Source organism: Nocardia sp. NPDC046763 (assembly GCF_040645495.1).
Classification (GTDB): Bacteria; Actinomycetota; Actinomycetes; order Mycobacteriales; family Mycobacteriaceae; genus Nocardia.
In genome coordinates this window covers 1-17,006 of sequence record NZ_JBEYYI010000059.1, presented here as the reverse complement: position 1 = coordinate 17,006, position 17,006 = coordinate 1, and the positions used below count along the sequence as shown (strand labels likewise).

Sequence of the window (17,006 nt, the reverse complement as noted above, 5' to 3'; positions counted from 1 at the left end):
CACCACCCCCCGGATCATGAGAAAGACAGGGGGAATTAGTCATACCGGGCCTGGCGACCGTGGGCCCGTGTCAGGCCCACCAAGAAGGTAACGGGGGTCGGTGCTCAAAGCCAGTTGTTGCGATGGAAATTCGCGTACAGCAGGGCGCACAGGCCGATCATCGCCACGATCACGATGGGGTAGCCGTAGGTCCACGAGAGTTCCGGCATGTGTTCGAAATTCATGCCGTAGACGCCCGCGATCATGGTCGGCACGGCGGCCATGGCGGCGTAGGCGGAGATCTTGCGCATATCGGTGTTCTGCTGCACGCTCACCTTGGCCAGCGCGGCATTGATGAGGGCGCTGAGGGATTCGTTGAAATCGATGATCTGCTCGGTGACCGCGGTGTGGTGGTCGGTGACGTCGCGCAGATATCGGTGGATCTCCTTGGGCAGCGGCAGCGTGGTGTCGTGGGTCAGCATCTGCAGCGGCAGCCCGAGCGGCTTGACGGCCCGGCGCAGCTCCACCACTTCACGTTTCAGCTGGTAGATGGCATCGATGTGGAGCTTGTTCGCCGGAGTGAAGACGGCCTCCTCGATGGCGTCCACGTCCTCCTCGATCGCCGCCGTGACCTGGACATAGGAGTCGACCACGCGGTCGGCCACCGCGTGCAGGACCGCGCCGGGCCCCAGTGCGAGCTGGCGCGGGTCGGCTTCGAGATCCTTGCGCACACCGCTCAATTCGGTGTGCTCACCGTGGCGGACGGTGATCACGAAATCGGGTCCCGCGAACACCATGATCTCGCCGGTGTCGACGATCTCGCTGACCGTGCTGAGTTCGTGCTCGATGTAGCGCACCGTGCGCAGCACCAGGAACAGGATGTCGTCGTAGCGTTCGAGTTTGGGCCGCTGCTGCGCCTTGACCGCGTCCTCGACGGCGAGTTCGTGCAGGCCGAAGGTCTGCGCGATATCGGCCATGAGTTCCTTGCCGGGTTCGAACAGTCCGAGCCAGACGAATCCTTCGCGGCGTTCGCGCACTTCGGCCAGCGCGTTCCTGTACGAGCTGTGCTCGAACAGCCGCACCCCGTCGACGTAGACCGCGCAGTCGACGATCCGGCCGTGATGGACGGGCATCTCGGCGGGGTCCCGTGGCTCGCCGGACCGCCCGGGCCAGTGGAAGGACGGCAGCGGCGGAATCGAGGACACATCAACGATGCTAATCGTCCCGCCCCCGGGCGCTGGTTTGCGTCGCAGGCAATATAGGGGGCGTGCGCATCGATCTCCACACCCATTCCAACGCGTCCGACGGCACGGACACCCCGGCCGAACTGATCGCGAACGCCGCCGCTGCCGGTCTCGACGTCGTGGCCCTGACCGACCATGACACCACCTCCGGCTGGGCCGAGGCCGCCGCCGCGCTCCCTCCGGGCCTGACGCTGGTGCGCGGCATGGAGATGTCGTGTGTCGGGCTGGGGGAGGACGGCTATCCGGTGCCGGTCCACCTGCTGGCCTACCTGTTCGACCCCGAGGACGAGTCCTTCGCGCAGGAGCGGGAGCGGCTGCGCGCCGAACGGGTGGTGCGGCTGCGAGCAATGGCCGAGCAGATGGCCGCCGACGGCCTGCCCATCGATCCGGACGCGGTCATGGCGTCGGTGGGCCCGTCGGCGGGTCGTCCGCATCTGGCCCGGGCCCTGGTACAGGCCGGGGTGGTGCCGACCGTGGACGCCGCCTTCCAGGATCTGCTGGCCCCGCACGGCCGCTACTACGTCGAGAAGGCCGATACGCCGCTGCGGCGGGCCGTCGAAATGGTGGCCTCGGCCGGCGGCGTGAGCGTGGTGGCGCACGCCCGGGCCCGCAAGCGCGGGCGGCTGCTGGCGCTGGATCACATTCGCGAGCTGACCGAGTTCGGGCTGGGCGGCCTGGAACTCGATCACCCCGATCACGGTGCGGAGGACCGCGAGGTGCTGCGCGGGCTGGCCGCCGAACTGGGTTTGCTGACGACCGGCTCCTCGGACTACCACGGTGCCAACAAGACCATTCGGCTCGGCGAATTCACCACCGACCCAACGCAATTCGAGGAAATCGTGGGCAAAGCGAGCGGAGTGCCGGTGATCACCGCATGAGAGTGGTCCGGGGCCTGAGCGGAATGGTCGCGGGGGGCACGCTGGTGCTGGCGGCCACGGTCGCCACCACCGCGATCATCGGTGCTCGGCGCGGTTTTCCGGGCCCCGGATGGGCGGCTGTGACGTGGCATGTGACCGCGGCGGCAGCCGTGCTGGCCGCCCAAATTTATGCGGATAGACATCGGGGTTTTGCGGCTTTTTTCGGATGTTTGGTCGTTTTCGTGATAGCCGGATATCTGCTCTGGGCGCAGTGGTGGAATTGAAATACGCATAACGGTTGCGAGTGGGTGAACCGTCGTCGAACATTTGTCGATATGACCGAATTCGACGCCGATGTGCTGGTGCTGGGAGGTGGCCCGGCCGGAGCCTGGGCCGCTCTGGCCGCCGCCGCCGCGGGCGCGCGGGTATTGGTCGCCGACAAGGGTCGCTGCGGCAGCAGCGGCCCTACGGCGCGGGGCGGGGTCACCCTGTGGAACATTCCGCCCGGGCCGGCCCGAGACGAGGCCGTACGGCAGAACTTCGCGCACGGCGGCGGGCTGGGGGACTCGGAGTGGATGTACCGGGTGCTGGAGGAGACCCATCGGCGGGTCGGCCAACTGGTGACCGGCGGCTTCCACTTCCGGGGTGAACACGCCGAGCGCCCGGCGCGGGTCTATCTCGACGGCGGGAAGTATCTGGGTCGGCTGCGGCGCAGCATGGTGATCGCGGGGATACGCATCCTCGACCGCCATCCCGCACTCCAGCTCATCACCGACCGCGACGGCGTCGTGTCGGGCGCGGCGGGTGTGACGGAGGGTGGCGAGTTCCGCGGCTGGACCGTCCGGGCGCGTGCGGTGGTGCTGGCCACCGGCGGCTGTGCCTTCCTCTCCGGTGGCGCGGGCACCGATGTGGACACCGGGGACGGGCTGCTCATGGGGGCGGAGGCGGGGGCCGAACTGTCCGGCATGGAGTTCTCCAACGCGTATTCGCTGACCCCGGTGGCCGGTTCGCCGCTGCCGGGCGGCCGCCCGGTGGCCGCGGTGTTCGCCTCCGACCAGGTCATGCACTTCGCCACGCTCTACGACGAGTCGCGAGCGGTGCTGTGGGGGCAGGGATGCGGTTCGCGGGCACAGGCTTTCGCGGCCATCGCCGACGGCCGGCGGGTCTATGCCGCGCTGGACGAACTGCCCGAGGGGGTGCGCGCGGAGCTGCAGCGGCACGGGCCCAGCCCGACCGGTCAGGTGCCGTTGTGTGCGGTGCTGGAGGGCACGGTGCGCGGCACCGGCGGGCTGCGGCTGACCGGACTCGACTGCGCGACCACGGTTCCCGGCCTCTACGGCGCGGGCGACGTCACCACCCGGGAGCCCATCACCGGGGCGGTCAGCGGTTTCGGCGGCCAGAACGGCGCGTGGGCCATCTCCTCCGGCGTGTGGGCGGGCGCGGGCGCGGCCGATTTCGCGGCGGCCCGCCGCAAGCTCGGCAAGGCGCGCCCGGTGCCCGGCGCCGGCCTGGGCGACAAGGCGCGCATCGATCCGCGCGCGGTGGTCGGCCTGGTCCAGGAGCACACGTTGCCGCTGCGGCGCAGCTACTGGCGCAGCGACGGCAGCCTGCGCGACAGCATCGGCGAACTGGACGGCATGTGGCCGGCCGTCGAATTGGCGCTCGGCGGAAGGGGACCCGATCGCCTGCTCGCCCGGCAGGCCGCCGCGCTGCTGGCCGTCGCCCGCTGGACCAAGTACTCCGCCCTGGCCCGCACCGAGACCCGCGGCATGCATCGCCGCACCGACCATCCGGGCGCCGGAAGTGATTGGCGAGTACGGTTGCTCTCGGGAGGTCTCGGCAGTGTCTGGGTCCGGCCGGACCTCACAGCGGTGAGTGTGTCCCCCGCTTGACAGCTCACAGCCGCCGCCGCAACCGCGTTGTGACAGTTCTCCGAGTTCAGGTTCCGACCAGCGAGTTTCTGTTCATCTCGGCGTGATTCGGCTGCCTTACCCTTCAACGATGGTGAGGCGACGCGACGGACCCGGGGGCGATTTGGCAGGCCGTCGCAGCGACTGGCAGAATGGGCCGATCCCGGCCGCCGCCACCGCCCGGCCCGGGACACTCGGTGATCACGAACCCCGACTCGCGGGTTCACACGAGGTCACCCCGGCTGTATCGCCCGGACACACCCCTCCGGTTCTCGCTCGACGATCTGCGCTGGCGCGACACACTTCTCGCAATGCCGTAATACTTTGTATGCGTCGCCACGATGAGGTGGCAAGGTTTCCACGAAGTGGCTCGGAAGTGGTGTCGACGTCGCTGAACGCGGCTGCGGCAAAAGATATATGAGCACCGAAACCACAAATTCCGCTATTACCGAACGGTAACCGTCCAACGGTTGAGTCCGAACCGATCAGGAGTGAAATCGTGTCACCCGTGACTGAAGCAGTGAATGCCACCGAGGCCCCCGCGTCCAATGGCGCGAACCTGTCCGACATCACCGACGAAGAAATTTTCGCCGGGCACCTTGGCGGCAAGCTCTCGGTCGAACTCACCGCGCCGCTGGAGACCCAGCGCGACCTGTCCATCGCCTATACCCCCGGCGTCGCGAAGGTGTGCCTCGGCATCGCCGAGGACGAGTCCCTCGCCAAGACCTACACCTGGGCCGAGCGCCTGGTCGTGGTCGTGTCCGACGGCACCGCCGTGCTGGGCCTGGGCGACATCGGCGCCCGCGCCTCGCTGCCGGTGATGGAGGGCAAGGCGGCACTGTTCAAGAAGTTCGCCGGGCTGGACTCCATCCCGCTGGTGCTCGACACCAAGGACCCCGACGAGATCGTCGAGACCCTGATCCGGCTGCGCCCGAGCTTCGGCGCGGTCAACCTCGAGGACATCTCCGCGCCGCGCTGCTTCGAGATCGAGAAGCGCGTCATCGAGGCGCTGGACTGCCCGGTCATGCACGACGACCAGCACGGCACCGCCATCGTGGTGCTGGCCGCCCTCAAGGGTGCGGCCGCGGTGCAGGGTCGTGACATGTCCGGCCTGAAGGTTGTGGTGTCCGGTGCCGGCGCGGCTGGTGTGGCGTGCACCGACATCCTGCTGGCCGCAGGCGTTTCCGACATCATCGTGCTCGACTCGAAGGGCATCGTGAGCCGGGAACGCACCGACCTCAACGAGGTCAAGGCGGAGCTGGCGAAGCGCACCAACCCGCGCGGTGTCACCGGCGGCGCGGCCGAGGCGCTCGCGGGCGCGGACGTGTTCCTGGGCCTGTCGGCCGGCACCATCGCCGAGGAGCTCATCGCATCGATGGCTCCCGAGTCCGTCGTGTTCGCCATGTCGAACCCGAACCCGGAGATCCACCCCGAGGTGGCCAAGAAGTACGCCGCCATCGTGGCCACCGGCCGCAGCGACTTCCCGAACCAGATCAACAATGTGCTGGCCTTCCCGGGCGTCTTCAAGGGCGCGCTGGATGCCGGCGCGCGCCGTATCACCGAGGGCATGAAGGTGGCCGCGGCCGAGGCGATCTTCAACGTGGTCGCCGGTGAGCTGTCCGTGGACAAGATCATCCCGAGCCCGCTGGACCCGCGCGTGGCTCCGGCCGTCGCCGAGGCCGTGGGTAACGCGGCTCGCGCCGAGGGCGTGGCGTAGCCACTGGCTGAGCAACAAAAGGGGCGCTTCGTCGTATGACGAAGCGCCCCTTTTCGCATTGGACTAGACCGCGGCCGTGACCTTTTCGAGCTCGGGGGTTGCGGCATTCTCGTGCCAGCCGGGCGGGCCGAAGATATATCCGAGACGCCCGCGCCAGGTTCGGGCAGTCCGGACATCACGGACCAGATCGACGAGTTCGGTGTAATTGACCTTGAGTGGATTGTCGGTATTGATGTCCGTGGTCAACCCGTAGCGAATCGGTTCGGTTTCCGTGGCGAAGCTGCCGAACAGGCGATCCCAGATGATCAGGATGCCGCCGTAATTGGTGTCCAGATACGGCTGGTTGGAGCCGTGGTGCACGCGGTGGTGGGCCGGGGTATTGAACACGAATTCGAGGGGCCGCCACAGGGTTTTCACGCGCTGGGTGTGGATCGGGAACTGGTAGAGCAGCCCCAGCGACTGCAGAGCGAACACCATCCAGGCCGGGAAACCCAGCAGTGCCGCGGGCACCCAGCACAGGCCGCGCACGATATTGGCGGCCGGATGCGCCCACGGCAGCCGGATGGCGGTGGAGAAGTTGAAGAACCGGCTGGAGTGGTGGACGCTGTGCGAGGTCCACAGCAGCCGCACCCGGCGGTCGGCACGATGCGCCCAGTAGTAGCAGAAATCGGTGACGATCAGGCCGAGCACCCACACCCACCAGTGCGCCGGTGACAGGTGCAGCGGGGTGAAGTGCGCGGCAAGCACCACGCCGGAGAACGGAATCACCTGCGCCAGAATCGGTTTCGCAATGCGGCCGAGCACGAAGGTGGCGATGTTGGAGGTGGTGTCGCGGCGGTCGATGCCATTGGCCGGGCGGTCCGGGTCGCGCCGGTTGTCGATCCATTCGATCAACATGAGCAGCGCGAACGCCGGCAGGGCGTAGATGAACAGATCGGCATTCACGGGCGTGCTCCTCGGCGGGCCGGTCGGACTGCTGGCATGTGCTCGACGCTAGTTCCCCGGCGCGCGCTGATCGTCGCGCCGACGGGGGATTCCGCGTCCCCCACACGGGGGACGGCCGGTCCCCGGGGTACCGTGCCGCCATGGATGTGACCAGGTCACTGGCCCGGCAGTCGCTGCTGGTGGCCGCCGTCGCGGCGGCGCTGGACAGTGCCCAGATGGTGATGTGCGGGGCCTTCGGCGCCGCGCCTGCGCTGGCCGCGATCCTGACGCTGGCCACGGTGGCTGCGGATCTGGCGCTGGCTGCGCCCGCGTCGACGGCGGCCGCGGTGGCGGTGGCGCAGGTGGTGGTGAAGGTGGCGGTGGCGCTGTTCGCCCACCACTACGGCATCACCGCACGGGTTTTCGACGTCGGCTTCCTGGTCGCGGGATATCAGGCGGGTGCGTGGCTGAGCGGGATCAGCTCGGTGCTGACCGTGCTGCTGCTGGCCGCCGGCTCGCTGACGGTGAACGTGGTGGCGGCCATCGCGGGCGCCAACAATCCGATCCGGCTGGCGATCTTCGCGCTGGGCGCGGGCGTGGTGCCCTGGCTGGTGGGCCGGTACACCGCGGCGCGCGGGGCCTATATCGCGGAGCTGGAGCAGCGGGAGACCCTGCGGCAGCAGGAGCAGCGGGCGGCGCTGGACCGGGCGCTGGCCGATGAGCGCGAGGCCATCGCACGGGATCTGCACGACGTCATCTCGCATCATGTGAGCGCCATCGGGATTCACGCCGGGGTGGCGCGAATGGCCCTGTCCCGCACCGATACCGAGGCGGCTGCGCGTTCGGTGTCCGCGGTGGAGTCGAGCAGCCGCGCCGCCATGGTGGATCTGCGCCGGCAGCTGGACCTGCTGCACGGCCGCGACGACGAGGGCGAGCGGCAGCCCGGCCTCGCCGATATCGAGGACCTGGCGCAGCGGGTGCGGGATGCCGGACTGACTGTGCACGTGACGGTTTCGGGTGAGCCGCCGGTGCTGCCGGAGTCGCTGGACGTCATGCTCTACCGGGTGGTCCAGGAGCTGCTGACCAATGCGCTGCGGCACGGGCGTGATGCGGCCGCGCTGGAGATCGGTTATCGCCCGGGCGCGGTGGAGCTGCGCGAGTCGAATCCCATTGCGGCCCTGGAGACCACCACCGGGGTGCCGCGCGGCCTGGATGGGATCCGCCGCCGGGTCGAACTGTTCGACGGCACCGTCGCCTACGGCGCCGACCCGTCCGGAACCCGCTGGGTCATCCGGGTTTCCGTGCCCGTGGGGACCGCATAATGCCCATTGGGACCGCACAGCCGATCGGAGCCGCATGAGCATCACCATCCTGATCGCCGACGACCACACCGTGTTCCGTTCCGGTCTGCGCGCGGTGGTGGACGCGCACCCGGATCTGGAGTGCGTGGCCGAGGTGGGCGACGGCCGCGCCGCCATCGAGGCGGCCGCCCGCACCCATCCGGACGTGGCGATCCTGGATGTGCGCATGCCGAAGCTGGACGGGCTCGCCGCCACCGCCGCCATCGTGGCGGCGGGCGGCACCCGGGTGCTGGTGCTCACCACCTACGACAGCGAGGCCAACCTGCATCGCGCGCTGTCGGCCGGGGCCAGTGGCTTTCTGCTGAAAAGCCTTCCGCCCGAGGAACTCGTGGCCGCCATCCGGGTGGCAGTGCGCGGCGACGCCGTCATCGACCCGTCCATGACGCGCCGCCTGGCGACCCGGCTGGTGACCGGCATCGCCCCGCCGTCCGAGCCGCCGGAGCTGGCGCAACTCACCGCCCGCGAGCGGGAGGTCCTGCTGCTGGTGGCCGATGCCCGCAGCAACAGCGAGATCGCCGCCGCCCTGGGCGTCGGCGAGGAGACTGTCAAGACCCACGTCTCCCGAGTCCTCGCCAAACTCGGTGTGCGCGACCGCATCCACGCGGTCGTCTACGCCCACCAACATGGACTGGTACACCTCGACCGCCCGCGCTGACCCCCGCCGAGTCGGCGCGAGGAGTCCCGCACAGCGCGCTGCTGGTGGCCGCATCGCGGCAGATCGAACTCGATTCTTCGCGGCGGCACCGAACCGGATGGCCGGTCCCATCGACCGATCTGATTCCGGCCGACTCACCCGACGAGGAGCGTCGTCGAACCGGAAACCCTCGGTGCACCCGAGGGCTTCTCGAGTAGTACGCATTTGCCGTTCGGTGAGGTGCGGATCAGTTCTGCGGCGCGGGTTGCGGCTGCGGATCGGCCCACTTGGAGGTGCCCGGTGTGGCCTGCCAGGTATTCAGCAGGTCGATGCCCGCGGCGATCAATGTCGGGCCGCCCGCCACCAGGCCACCGATGATTCCGCCCGCCGGGACCCCGGCAACACCGCCGGGGATGCAGCCGATCGCGATGCTGGCAACGCAACCGACGACGAAACCGATTATCCCGCCGACCAATGCGCCGACTTGACCGGCGACCGACAGCTTGCTGCTGAATTCGGTCAGCGCTCGCTGGTCCTCTTGCGGAGAGGCAATCGGTTCGAGCGCGAGTTGCTGGTTGGAGATCTGCACTCCTTCCGGCTTCGTCGGTGTGATCTCGAGAACGGTGTCATCGTTCCTCGTGACCGCCTTGACGGGAACCCGGGCGGCCCCGATCCGGTAGTCGAGCGGCATCGACAGTACCGTCGCGCCGCTGTCGTCCTTGATGTTGGCCACCTGGGTCTTCGGAGCGTCAGGCGTCTGGCCGTCCTGCTCGCTCAGCGCGAACCTCGCGCCCCGGAGTGTGGCGACCACGGTCTTGTCGACCACCTTGAGCGAGTACTTGATCCCCGGATCGGACGGGGCGGCGGGCTCGGCATGCACGGTCCCCAGACCGCCGGTCAGGGCGCCGACAACCAGTATGGAAGTCGCGGTGGCGCTGCGGAATTTCATTCGATTTCTCAATCCGTCGTAGGGCTGCCCGCACCACCGTGCCGCATGAGACATCTTGTCCCACAGGGAAATTCCACCACGAGTAGTGGTAATAGCGGTGCGGCCAACGGCAATCCTGACCAGGCTAGAACGGGTTGTAGCCCGAAGGGGGCGCCGATGATCCGGGATAGAGCACACGATGATCATTCAGTGATGAGGTGACGGATTGCCGTCGAACACTTTCTGCGCGACCACATCCGACAGGCCCGCGGCCGCTGGGTGGAGCCTCAGGAGTAGTCGACCGGGAACGCCGCGTGATGACCGCACGAACCAGCCGTGATCTCGACCCGGGACAGGCGTGGTCGCCTTCGCTTTCGGTTGTTCGGTTGAAATCAGTTGGCGGGCTTGCCGAACCAGCGGGCGAGGTGGTCGTTCAGGTGCTGCTGGTTCTCGCCGATCCAGGCGACGTGGCCGTCGGGCCGGAGCAGTAGCGCCGGAACATCCAGTGCCGCAGTGGGATCCGCGATGAGGTCGACTCGGTCCGACCAGCCCTCGATGGTCAGACGTTCGGTGCGGTCGAGTACCAGGCCGCGGCCCCGATGTAGCTGGTCGTAGAGGCGGCCCTGTCTCAGGTCGATATCGCGCAGCCGGCGGCCGAGCAGGTCGGGGCCCTCGCCGAAGTCGTAGCGGATGTCGATCGCGGTTATCTTCTCGATCAGGTAGCGGTTCACCTGGTCGAAGTCCATCAGTTCGGTGAGCAGCCTGCGCACGGCCTGCGGGCCCGGCTCGGTGGACAGCAGTTCCATCTGGGCGCGGGTGTTGTCCAGTACGTCTTCGGCGACCGGATGACGTTCGGTCTGATAGGTGTCCAGCAATGTTTCCGGTGCCCAGCCGCGGATCTGTGCGGCCAGTTTCCAGCCGAGGTTGAAAGCGTCCTGAACGCCCAGGTTGAGGCCCTGACCGCCGGTGGGCGGATGGATGTGCGCCGCATCGCCGGCCAGCAGCACCCGCCCGACCCGATAGCGCTCGGCCAGTCGGGTGGCATCCCCGAAGCGGGACAACCAGCGCGGGGAGTGCACGCCGAAATCGGTTCCGGCGATGTCGCGCAACCCTTGTTCGAAGTCCTCGAGGGTGGGTGGTTCCGTGCGATTCTCGCTGACTCCCTTGGTGGGGACGACGACGCGATAGACGCCTTCACCGAAGGGCCCGAGACTGAATACCTTGTTGGTCTCGCGGATTTCGGTGACCTTGACGGCGATCTCCTCCTGCGGCACACCCACTTCCATCTCGCCCATCAGCGTCTCGGTCCGTGCGGGCTCGCCGGGGAAGCCGACGCCGAGCAGTTTGCGCACCGTACTGCGCGCGCCGTCACAGCCGACGAGGTAACGCGACCGCAGCCGCTCCCCGTCGGCCAGCTCGACGGTCACACCCTCGTCGTCCTGCTCGAAACCGGCCACCGCGCAACCGCTTCGGACCTGCGCACCCAGTTCGATCGCATATTCTTCGAGCAGATGATCGACGACCGGCTGCGGGATGCCCAGCAGATAGGCGTGCGCGGAATCCAGGCCCTCGGGAGCGGGTTTGGTGATGGCGGCGAAGATACCGCCGACCGGACGCGGTCTTCCGCGTTCGAGAATGCGATCCAGCAGTCCACGCATCGCCATCAGCTCGATACTGCGAATATGCAGACCGACTATGCGCACGAACGATGCGGGCTCGGGTTCCTTCTCCAGAACGAGTACCCGCACATCGTGCAGCCGCAGTTCGGCGGCCAGCATCGCACCGGTCGGCCCGCACCCCGCAATGATCACATCGAACATGAACCACCCATTCGCCCAATTCTCGCCCAGTCGCCGTGCGTCCCGTCGTCAGCGCGGCGGCGTGTGCACGTGTCTCGCTGATTCGGCATTTCCGCAGTTCCTGGCATCGAGCGCCTATTGTGTGGCCCCCTAGGTCTTGCCGCAAGCGATATATGTTGAAAGCGGAGGGGTCCGGGGAGGGCGCGCTGGGCGGGGGAGAACGGGGAGTCCGGCGGCGCCGAGCCTGTGCGCCTTATCGGCACGATCCCCCGCAATACACGGCTCGGCCCGGTCTCCGGACGATGGGGGCAGATGACCCTTCTCGGTGAGTTGGCCGGTGTCCGCGCCGATTTCGGGCGGCGGTCCGGAATTATGTTCGGCCACAACGACTTTCCCCCGGCACCGACCTCAACCTCTCCACGCTGACGGCCTGGAAATAGACGGATTCACCGACCGATTCAATCTGAAATTCGCGTTCTCCAGATTGTCGGTGGGTTGCGATAACTTCACCGCTGGCGTCGATCGAAGCGACGCCAACGACTGAAGGGGTACCAAGTGAAGAACACTCGAATCCGTGTGGCGGGGCTCGGAATGGCCGGATTCACAGCGGTTTTGGCGGCCTCGGCGATCACCGCGCCGAACGCCTCCGCGAGCATCATCGGTCAGAGCGCGACGCCGGGCGTCGGCGGCGACCCGTCGGTGTACACGCTGTCCGTGCAGCTCGGCGGTTCCGCCGACGATTCGACCGCGCAGGTCTACTTCTACGACACCCAGTACGCCAGCGACGGCCAGACGGTCACCTTGGACACTCTGATCGGCGGCGGCCCGGTGCAGTCGAACGGCAATTCGGCGTCGGTGACCTGGTACCCGACGGTCGTCGGCGACCACCACATCAATATCGTCGAGCGCTCGGCGAGCGGCCAGGGGATCTCCAATGGCGGTCCGCTCGTACACGTCGATCAGCTGCCCAAAACCACCGCCCCGGCCGTGACCGAGGCGACCGGCGGCAGCATCACCAGCAACGGAATCACCGTGTCCAGCCGCGTCTTCCACCCGAACACCCCCTACACCCTGAGCGTCTCCACCGCCCAAATCCCCGCGGGCAGCACCGTCTTCTTCAAGGACGGCCTCACCCAGCTCGGTCAGACCACCGTCGCCAACGGCACCGCCTCGGTGCAATTCACCCCCACCACCATCGGCACCCACACCATCACCGCCTACTACATCACCCCCGGCGGCTCCACCAACGGAACCGAATTCGCGGGCCAAACCGCGGTCGAGGTCACCACCCCGGCCACCACCGGCGGCGGCGCCAGCACCGGCAGCGCCGACTCCCTCCCGGTCGTAGGCGGCATCCTGAAGGCCCTCGGCCTGTAACCCCAACGGCCGCAACGCAGAAGCCCCTCCATCGAGTGGAGGGGCCTTCTGCGTTTTCCTCATACCGGCTGCTCTCAGCGGAGGGAGGGTAAGTCAAGGGTGCCGAAGGCATCGCGTAGCGGCGCGACGAAGGAGCGCCCTTGACTCGCCCGAAAGGGGGCTGCTCGAGAGGCCCCGTCCTGCACAGCCGTCCCGGCTTACGGCGAAACTGCGACTTCACGAGGTCACGGACCAACATCACGCCTTGACGATGGCGGCGATTACCGGGGGCGCACTTCAGGCTGGACGGCGTCGCCGCGGCAGTATCAGCGCGGGGACGACCGCGACCGCGCCGATCGCGAGTGTCCACCAGTATGTTTGGGTGAATGCGTGGGTCAATTCCCGGGCAACTTCATCGGTTCGGACCGTTCTGGTGAACGCGTGGACATCGGGGACCCGATCTGCGATGTTGCGTTGAATCAGCACCAGCAGCGCCGCGACACCGAACGAGCTGCCCGCGCGAATGCCGACATTGGTAGCGGTTGTGGCCGAGGGGATTTGGGAGTGTCGCAAGGTCTGGTAGCTGGCGCCCATCGCGGCGGGCATGATCATGCCGTGCCCCAGGCCGATCACGAACACTGCCGTCACGACCAGGATGTCGCTGGTGCCAGGCGCGAGGTGGGTGAGGCCGAGGATGCCGAGCAAAACCACGGGCAGTCCGGTCAGGATCAGCAGTCTCGGGGAGTGTTTGTCGGTCAGTTTGCCGGTGATCAGCGTCGTCACGATCGCGCCCAGTCCGAGCGGTGCGACCATCGCTCCCGAACGCAGCGGGCCGTCGGCGTCGACGGTTTGGAAATAAAGCGGCAGTAGTGCGGTCAGGCCGGACAGGGTGCCGATGTAGACGAATACCATCGCGTTGACCGCGGCGAAGTTCTTGTCCCGCAGTAACCGGACGTCGACCAGGGCCGCGTCGCCTTTGTGGAGCGCGTGCAGGACGTAGCAGGCGATCAGCGCGACTCCGGTCAGGGTGGCGGCGACGACACGACTATCGGTCAGGTTTGTTCCGCTGCCTGCCTGTGCGGTGCTGTATACCAGCGCGCCCAATCCGGGTGACAGTAGCGTTAATCCGAGGATGTCGAGCTTGGCGTTGTGGTCGCGGACCTGGTCGGTGGGCAGTAGCTGGATCGCGGCGATGACGGCGATCGCGCACAGAGGAACGTTGATGTAGAACATCCACCGCCATGACAGGTGGCCGAGGATCAGGCCGCCGATTGTGGGGCCGAGTACGGGGGCGAGCATTGCGGGTACGGCGACCGCGCTCATGACGCGTCCCATCCGGGTGGGTCCGGCGGCGTGGGCGAGCATGGTCTGCCCGATCGGCAGGATCATGCCGGCGCCGAAGCCTTGTAGCAGTCGGAACATGATGAGTGTGGTGATGTTCCAGGCGATTCCGCACAGTACTGATCCGGTGATGAACAGTAGTAGCGAGGCGATCCACATCGTTTTCGGGCCGAACCGGATGATCGCCCATCCTGACAGTGGGATGCTTGCCGACAGCGCGAGGGTGTATCCGGTCAGTACCCATTGGATCGCCGACAGCGATGTGTGGAACTGTGCGCCGAGGGTGTTCACGGCGACGTTGGTGATTGTGGTGTCCAGGATCGTCATGATCGCGCCGAGGACCACCACGATCACGAGTTTGCGTAGGGCCGGGTCGAACTCGGTTGATGCCGTTGGAGCCTGTGTCATTTGCCTTGTTCCCCAACATCGCCCGCTTGCTGCCAGCCTCGGCGTGGACGGGCGTAGCGGGGTTTCAGCACGTAGTGGTAGAGGGTGCGAATCGGGGAGGGCAGGAAATCGAGCATCTTGGCCTGTGCGTCGGCGGGCGCGTCGTCGAGTGCCCACGGCAGGTACTCGGTCACGGCGCGAAGTCCGTTGCGTTTGCGCATCTCCGCGCCGAATGCGGCCCATCCGGGCCCGCCGACGGTGCGGTCGATGAGCGGCAGCGCCAGCTGTTCCTCGTGGGTGAAGTGCGTATCGAGCGCCGCGGCCAGCGCATCCACGTCGGACCGCAACCGCGGGCCGCCGCTGGCGGCAGCCATTCCGGATTCCACCCTGGCCAGCAATTCCTCGATGCCCTCGTGTTCGGCCTCCATATCGTCGAGGATCGCCAGGTCTGCCGGATCCGTGACCGCGGCGCGCACCAGTGGCCACAGGGCGGCATCCTCGGTGCTGTGATGCCGGTCGAGCTGGCGTCGGAACGTCTCCCATCCGATCCGCACGGACGGCTCGGTGAGGCGCCCCTCGGCAACGGCGGCCGTGAGGCGTATCAGGTCGCGCATACAGGCGTCGTGGGCCAGATACATCCCGAAGAAGTCGATTGTCGTGGTCGGTCTGTGGTCGTTCATGGTCATCTTCAGTCCTCCTCGTTGAAAGGTCTTGGGCGTACTGCATATTCAGACAAGGGGCGAGCACTCACGGCATGACCGAGCCGCCCGCGATGTCGAGCGTGACGCCGGTGATCCACGACGACGCGGCGGAGGCGAGGAACAGCGCCGCGGAGGCGACGTCGTCGGGAGTACCCAGCCGTCCCAGCGGGAAGCCCCGCTGCAGGTGCTGCCGTTGTTCGTCGGACATGAAGCGCCGCATCCGCTCGTGCTCGATCGTGGCGGGCGACACGCAGTTGACGCGAACCCCTTGGGGTGCAAGCTCTTTGGCCAGATGACGACTCATCGACACCACTCCCGCCTTGGCTGCCGCGTAGGCGGCCGAAGCCGGGGTGGCCTGCCGGCCCGACGATGACGCCATGGTGACGACGGCGCCGCGGCGAGCGATCAGGTCCGGCAGGAACGCCGAGATGGTCAGGAAGGTAGCCGTGAGATCGGAATCCACCACGTGACGCCAGTGTTCGGCGGTCTCGTCGATCGACGGCACCGGTTGGCCATAGCCGCCGGCGAAGGCGATCAAGATGTCGACCTCACCGAATTGGTCCAGGACCAGGGCGTGTACCCGGTCCAGGTCGGATTTCGAGGTGCAATCGGCGACGGCCGTCAAGGCCCGTCCGCCTGCGGCAGTGATCGCGGTCGCGACGCCGTCGAGCGCGGCGTGGTCGCGGCCCACCACGGTCACCGCAACACCGTTGCGGGCCAACGCGATGGCGGTGGCCGCGCCGATTCCACGGGAGCCGCCGGTCACTACGGCGGTTTTGCCCGCCAGATCCGGGTGGTCGGCCATCACTACAACGTCCGGAATAGTCACGCCACTGTCCTTTTCGCCATTGCGGGTGCCTTGGATTGAATTTGGTTAGACTGTCTGTATGAATAAATCAGGTTGGCAAGGTACTGTCAAGGCCATGAGCCCACGCCAATACAACCTGGGGAAGCGCACCGCGCAGATCGAGCAGAGTCGCCGGCAGGTTCTCGACGCCGCCAGGGCTGTACTGGGTGAGGCCGATAGCTACACCGGATTCACGCTGGATGCGGTGGCCAAGCGCGCGGACGTGGCCCGTGCCACGGTCTACTACCAGTTCGGGTCGAAAACCGGCCTGCTGGAAGCGGTCTGCGACGATCTCGGCGTGGCCGGCGGCCTGTCCGAACTCGTCAAAGCCTTCACCAACCCCGAACCACTCGCGGCGCTCGCCGAATTCATCGCCTGCTTCGCGCGCTTCTGGCAGGCCGACCGCCCCGCCATGCGGCGGTTGCGCGCGTTGGCCGCACTCGACGCCGACGTCCACGCGGTCATCAGCGCCCGCGACGAGCGGCGCCGCGAAGGCTTGGCGGTATTGGCAGCTCCCTTCGCCGACGCCGAGGGGAACCCACCGGAGGAAGACGCCGGTCGACGGGTGCGTATTCTGCTGGCCCTCACCAGCTTCGAGACGTTCGACACCATGGTCGGACCCGACGGCGACCTGTTCGACGCCATCCCGGTGATCACCGGAATCGCGGCCACCGTGCTGGGAGCAAGCACATAGGAATGTTCGGCCCGCTCGGGCTGAAGATCAGCCGCCCGAGCTCGATAGGGACGGTCGAACGTCCCGCACTGCCGGTGTCTCTCTGGCGATCATGGCGTCTGGTGGCCGTAACGCGCACTGCCCATTGATCTTCCGGTGCCAGGACCGCATCCCGGCCATGCATCCGAATCCCGACCGAACCCTGCCGATATCCTGACGCGATATCGAGGCCAGCCTGCCCCCGGTGATTGCACTCAACTCGGCTAGTTAGACACTTGCTGTCAGGGTCAGGTCCCGGCCAGGATTTGATCCAGGTGCCCGGTGGGATGCTCCCAATATTCGGCTGCC

14 protein-coding genes are annotated in these 17,006 nt (G+C 67.3%); 7 read left to right on the top strand and 7 right to left on the bottom strand.

Translation table 11 applies throughout. The annotated features are described in order from the left end of the window. Positions 1-104: 104 nt before the first annotated feature. Positions 105-1,112, bottom strand: coding sequence for a magnesium/cobalt transporter CorA (corA, locus tag ABZ909_RS42670; protein WP_357011993.1), 1,008 nt, complete (start codon positions 1,110-1,112; stop codon positions 105-107). 134 nt (positions 1,113-1,246) lie between these two features. Between corA and ABZ909_RS42665 the strand changes: the two genes are divergently transcribed. The 3 genes from ABZ909_RS42665 (at position 1,247) to ABZ909_RS42655 (ending at position 5,707) form a co-directional block, all read left to right on the top strand. After that, a complete protein-coding gene (locus ABZ909_RS42665) occupies positions 1,247-2,101 on the top strand; it encodes a PHP domain-containing protein (RefSeq protein ID WP_357011990.1) in 855 nt (284 codons plus the stop codon). 314 nt (positions 2,102-2,415) lie between these two features. After that, entirely contained in the window at positions 2,416-3,972 is a 1,557-nt protein-coding gene (locus ABZ909_RS42660; RefSeq protein ID WP_357011988.1) for an FAD-binding protein, read from the top strand. Between the two features lie 526 nt (positions 3,973-4,498). Continuing rightward, positions 4,499-5,707, top strand: coding sequence for an NADP-dependent malic enzyme (locus ABZ909_RS42655; RefSeq protein WP_357011985.1), 1,209 nt, complete (start codon positions 4,499-4,501; stop codon positions 5,705-5,707). A gap of 63 nt (positions 5,708-5,770) precedes the next feature. On the opposite strand, the gene ABZ909_RS42650 is transcribed toward ABZ909_RS42655, so the two are convergent. After that, positions 5,771-6,652, bottom strand: a complete 882-nt coding sequence (locus tag ABZ909_RS42650; RefSeq protein WP_357011983.1) for a sterol desaturase family protein — start codon at positions 6,650-6,652, stop codon at positions 5,771-5,773. 140 nt (positions 6,653-6,792) lie between these two features. On the opposite strand from ABZ909_RS42650, the gene ABZ909_RS42645 reads away from it, so the two are divergent. Then, positions 6,793-7,953, top strand: a complete 1,161-nt coding sequence (locus ABZ909_RS42645; protein WP_357011981.1) for a histidine kinase — start codon at positions 6,793-6,795, stop codon at positions 7,951-7,953. A gap of 34 nt (positions 7,954-7,987) precedes the next feature. Continuing rightward, positions 7,988-8,647: a response regulator transcription factor gene (locus ABZ909_RS42640; RefSeq protein ID WP_357011979.1), complete on the top strand. Its 660-nt coding sequence runs from the start codon at positions 7,988-7,990 to the stop codon at positions 8,645-8,647. A gap of 226 nt (positions 8,648-8,873) precedes the next feature. On the opposite strand, the gene ABZ909_RS42635 is transcribed toward ABZ909_RS42640, so the two are convergent. Beyond that, entirely contained in the window at positions 8,874-9,761 is an 888-nt protein-coding gene (locus tag ABZ909_RS42635) for a hypothetical protein (RefSeq protein ID WP_357011976.1), read from the bottom strand. 185 nt (positions 9,762-9,946) lie between these two features. Beyond that, positions 9,947-11,374 carry a rifampin monooxygenase gene (rox, locus tag ABZ909_RS42630; protein ID WP_357011974.1) on the bottom strand — a complete coding sequence of 476 codons (1,428 nt, stop codon included), beginning with the start codon at positions 11,372-11,374 and terminating at the stop codon, positions 9,947-9,949. 534 nt (positions 11,375-11,908) lie between these two features. On the opposite strand from rox, the gene ABZ909_RS42625 reads away from it, so the two are divergent. Continuing rightward, the gene (locus ABZ909_RS42625) at positions 11,909-12,730 is read left to right on the top strand and encodes a hypothetical protein (RefSeq protein ID WP_357011971.1); all 822 of its coding nucleotides are present in this window, start codon (positions 11,909-11,911) and stop codon (positions 12,728-12,730) included. A 276-nt stretch (positions 12,731-13,006) separates the two neighbouring features. Here the strand turns inward: ABZ909_RS42625 and ABZ909_RS42620 are convergent, their stop codons facing one another. The 3 genes from ABZ909_RS42620 to ABZ909_RS42610 all read right to left on the bottom strand — a co-directional run bounded on the left by ABZ909_RS42620 (position 13,007) and on the right by ABZ909_RS42610 (position 15,967). After that, the gene (locus ABZ909_RS42620) at positions 13,007-14,458 is read right to left on the bottom strand and encodes a DHA2 family efflux MFS transporter permease subunit (protein ID WP_357011968.1); all 1,452 of its coding nucleotides are present in this window, start codon (positions 14,456-14,458) and stop codon (positions 13,007-13,009) included. Beyond that, the gene (locus tag ABZ909_RS42615; protein ID WP_357011965.1) at positions 14,455-15,117 is read right to left on the bottom strand and encodes a hemerythrin domain-containing protein; all 663 of its coding nucleotides are present in this window, start codon (positions 15,115-15,117) and stop codon (positions 14,455-14,457) included. The genes ABZ909_RS42620 and ABZ909_RS42615 overlap by 4 nt, the downstream gene beginning before the upstream one ends. A 67-nt stretch (positions 15,118-15,184) precedes the next feature. After that, entirely contained in the window at positions 15,185-15,967 is a 783-nt protein-coding gene (locus tag ABZ909_RS42610) for a glucose 1-dehydrogenase (RefSeq protein WP_357011963.1), read from the bottom strand. Positions 15,968-16,061: 94 nt separating this feature from the next. Between ABZ909_RS42610 and ABZ909_RS42605 the strand changes: the two genes are divergently transcribed. Further along, positions 16,062-16,679 carry a TetR/AcrR family transcriptional regulator gene (locus tag ABZ909_RS42605; RefSeq protein WP_357011960.1) on the top strand — a complete coding sequence of 206 codons (618 nt, stop codon included), beginning with the start codon at positions 16,062-16,064 and terminating at the stop codon, positions 16,677-16,679. The last annotated feature ends 327 nt before the right edge of the window (positions 16,680-17,006 follow it).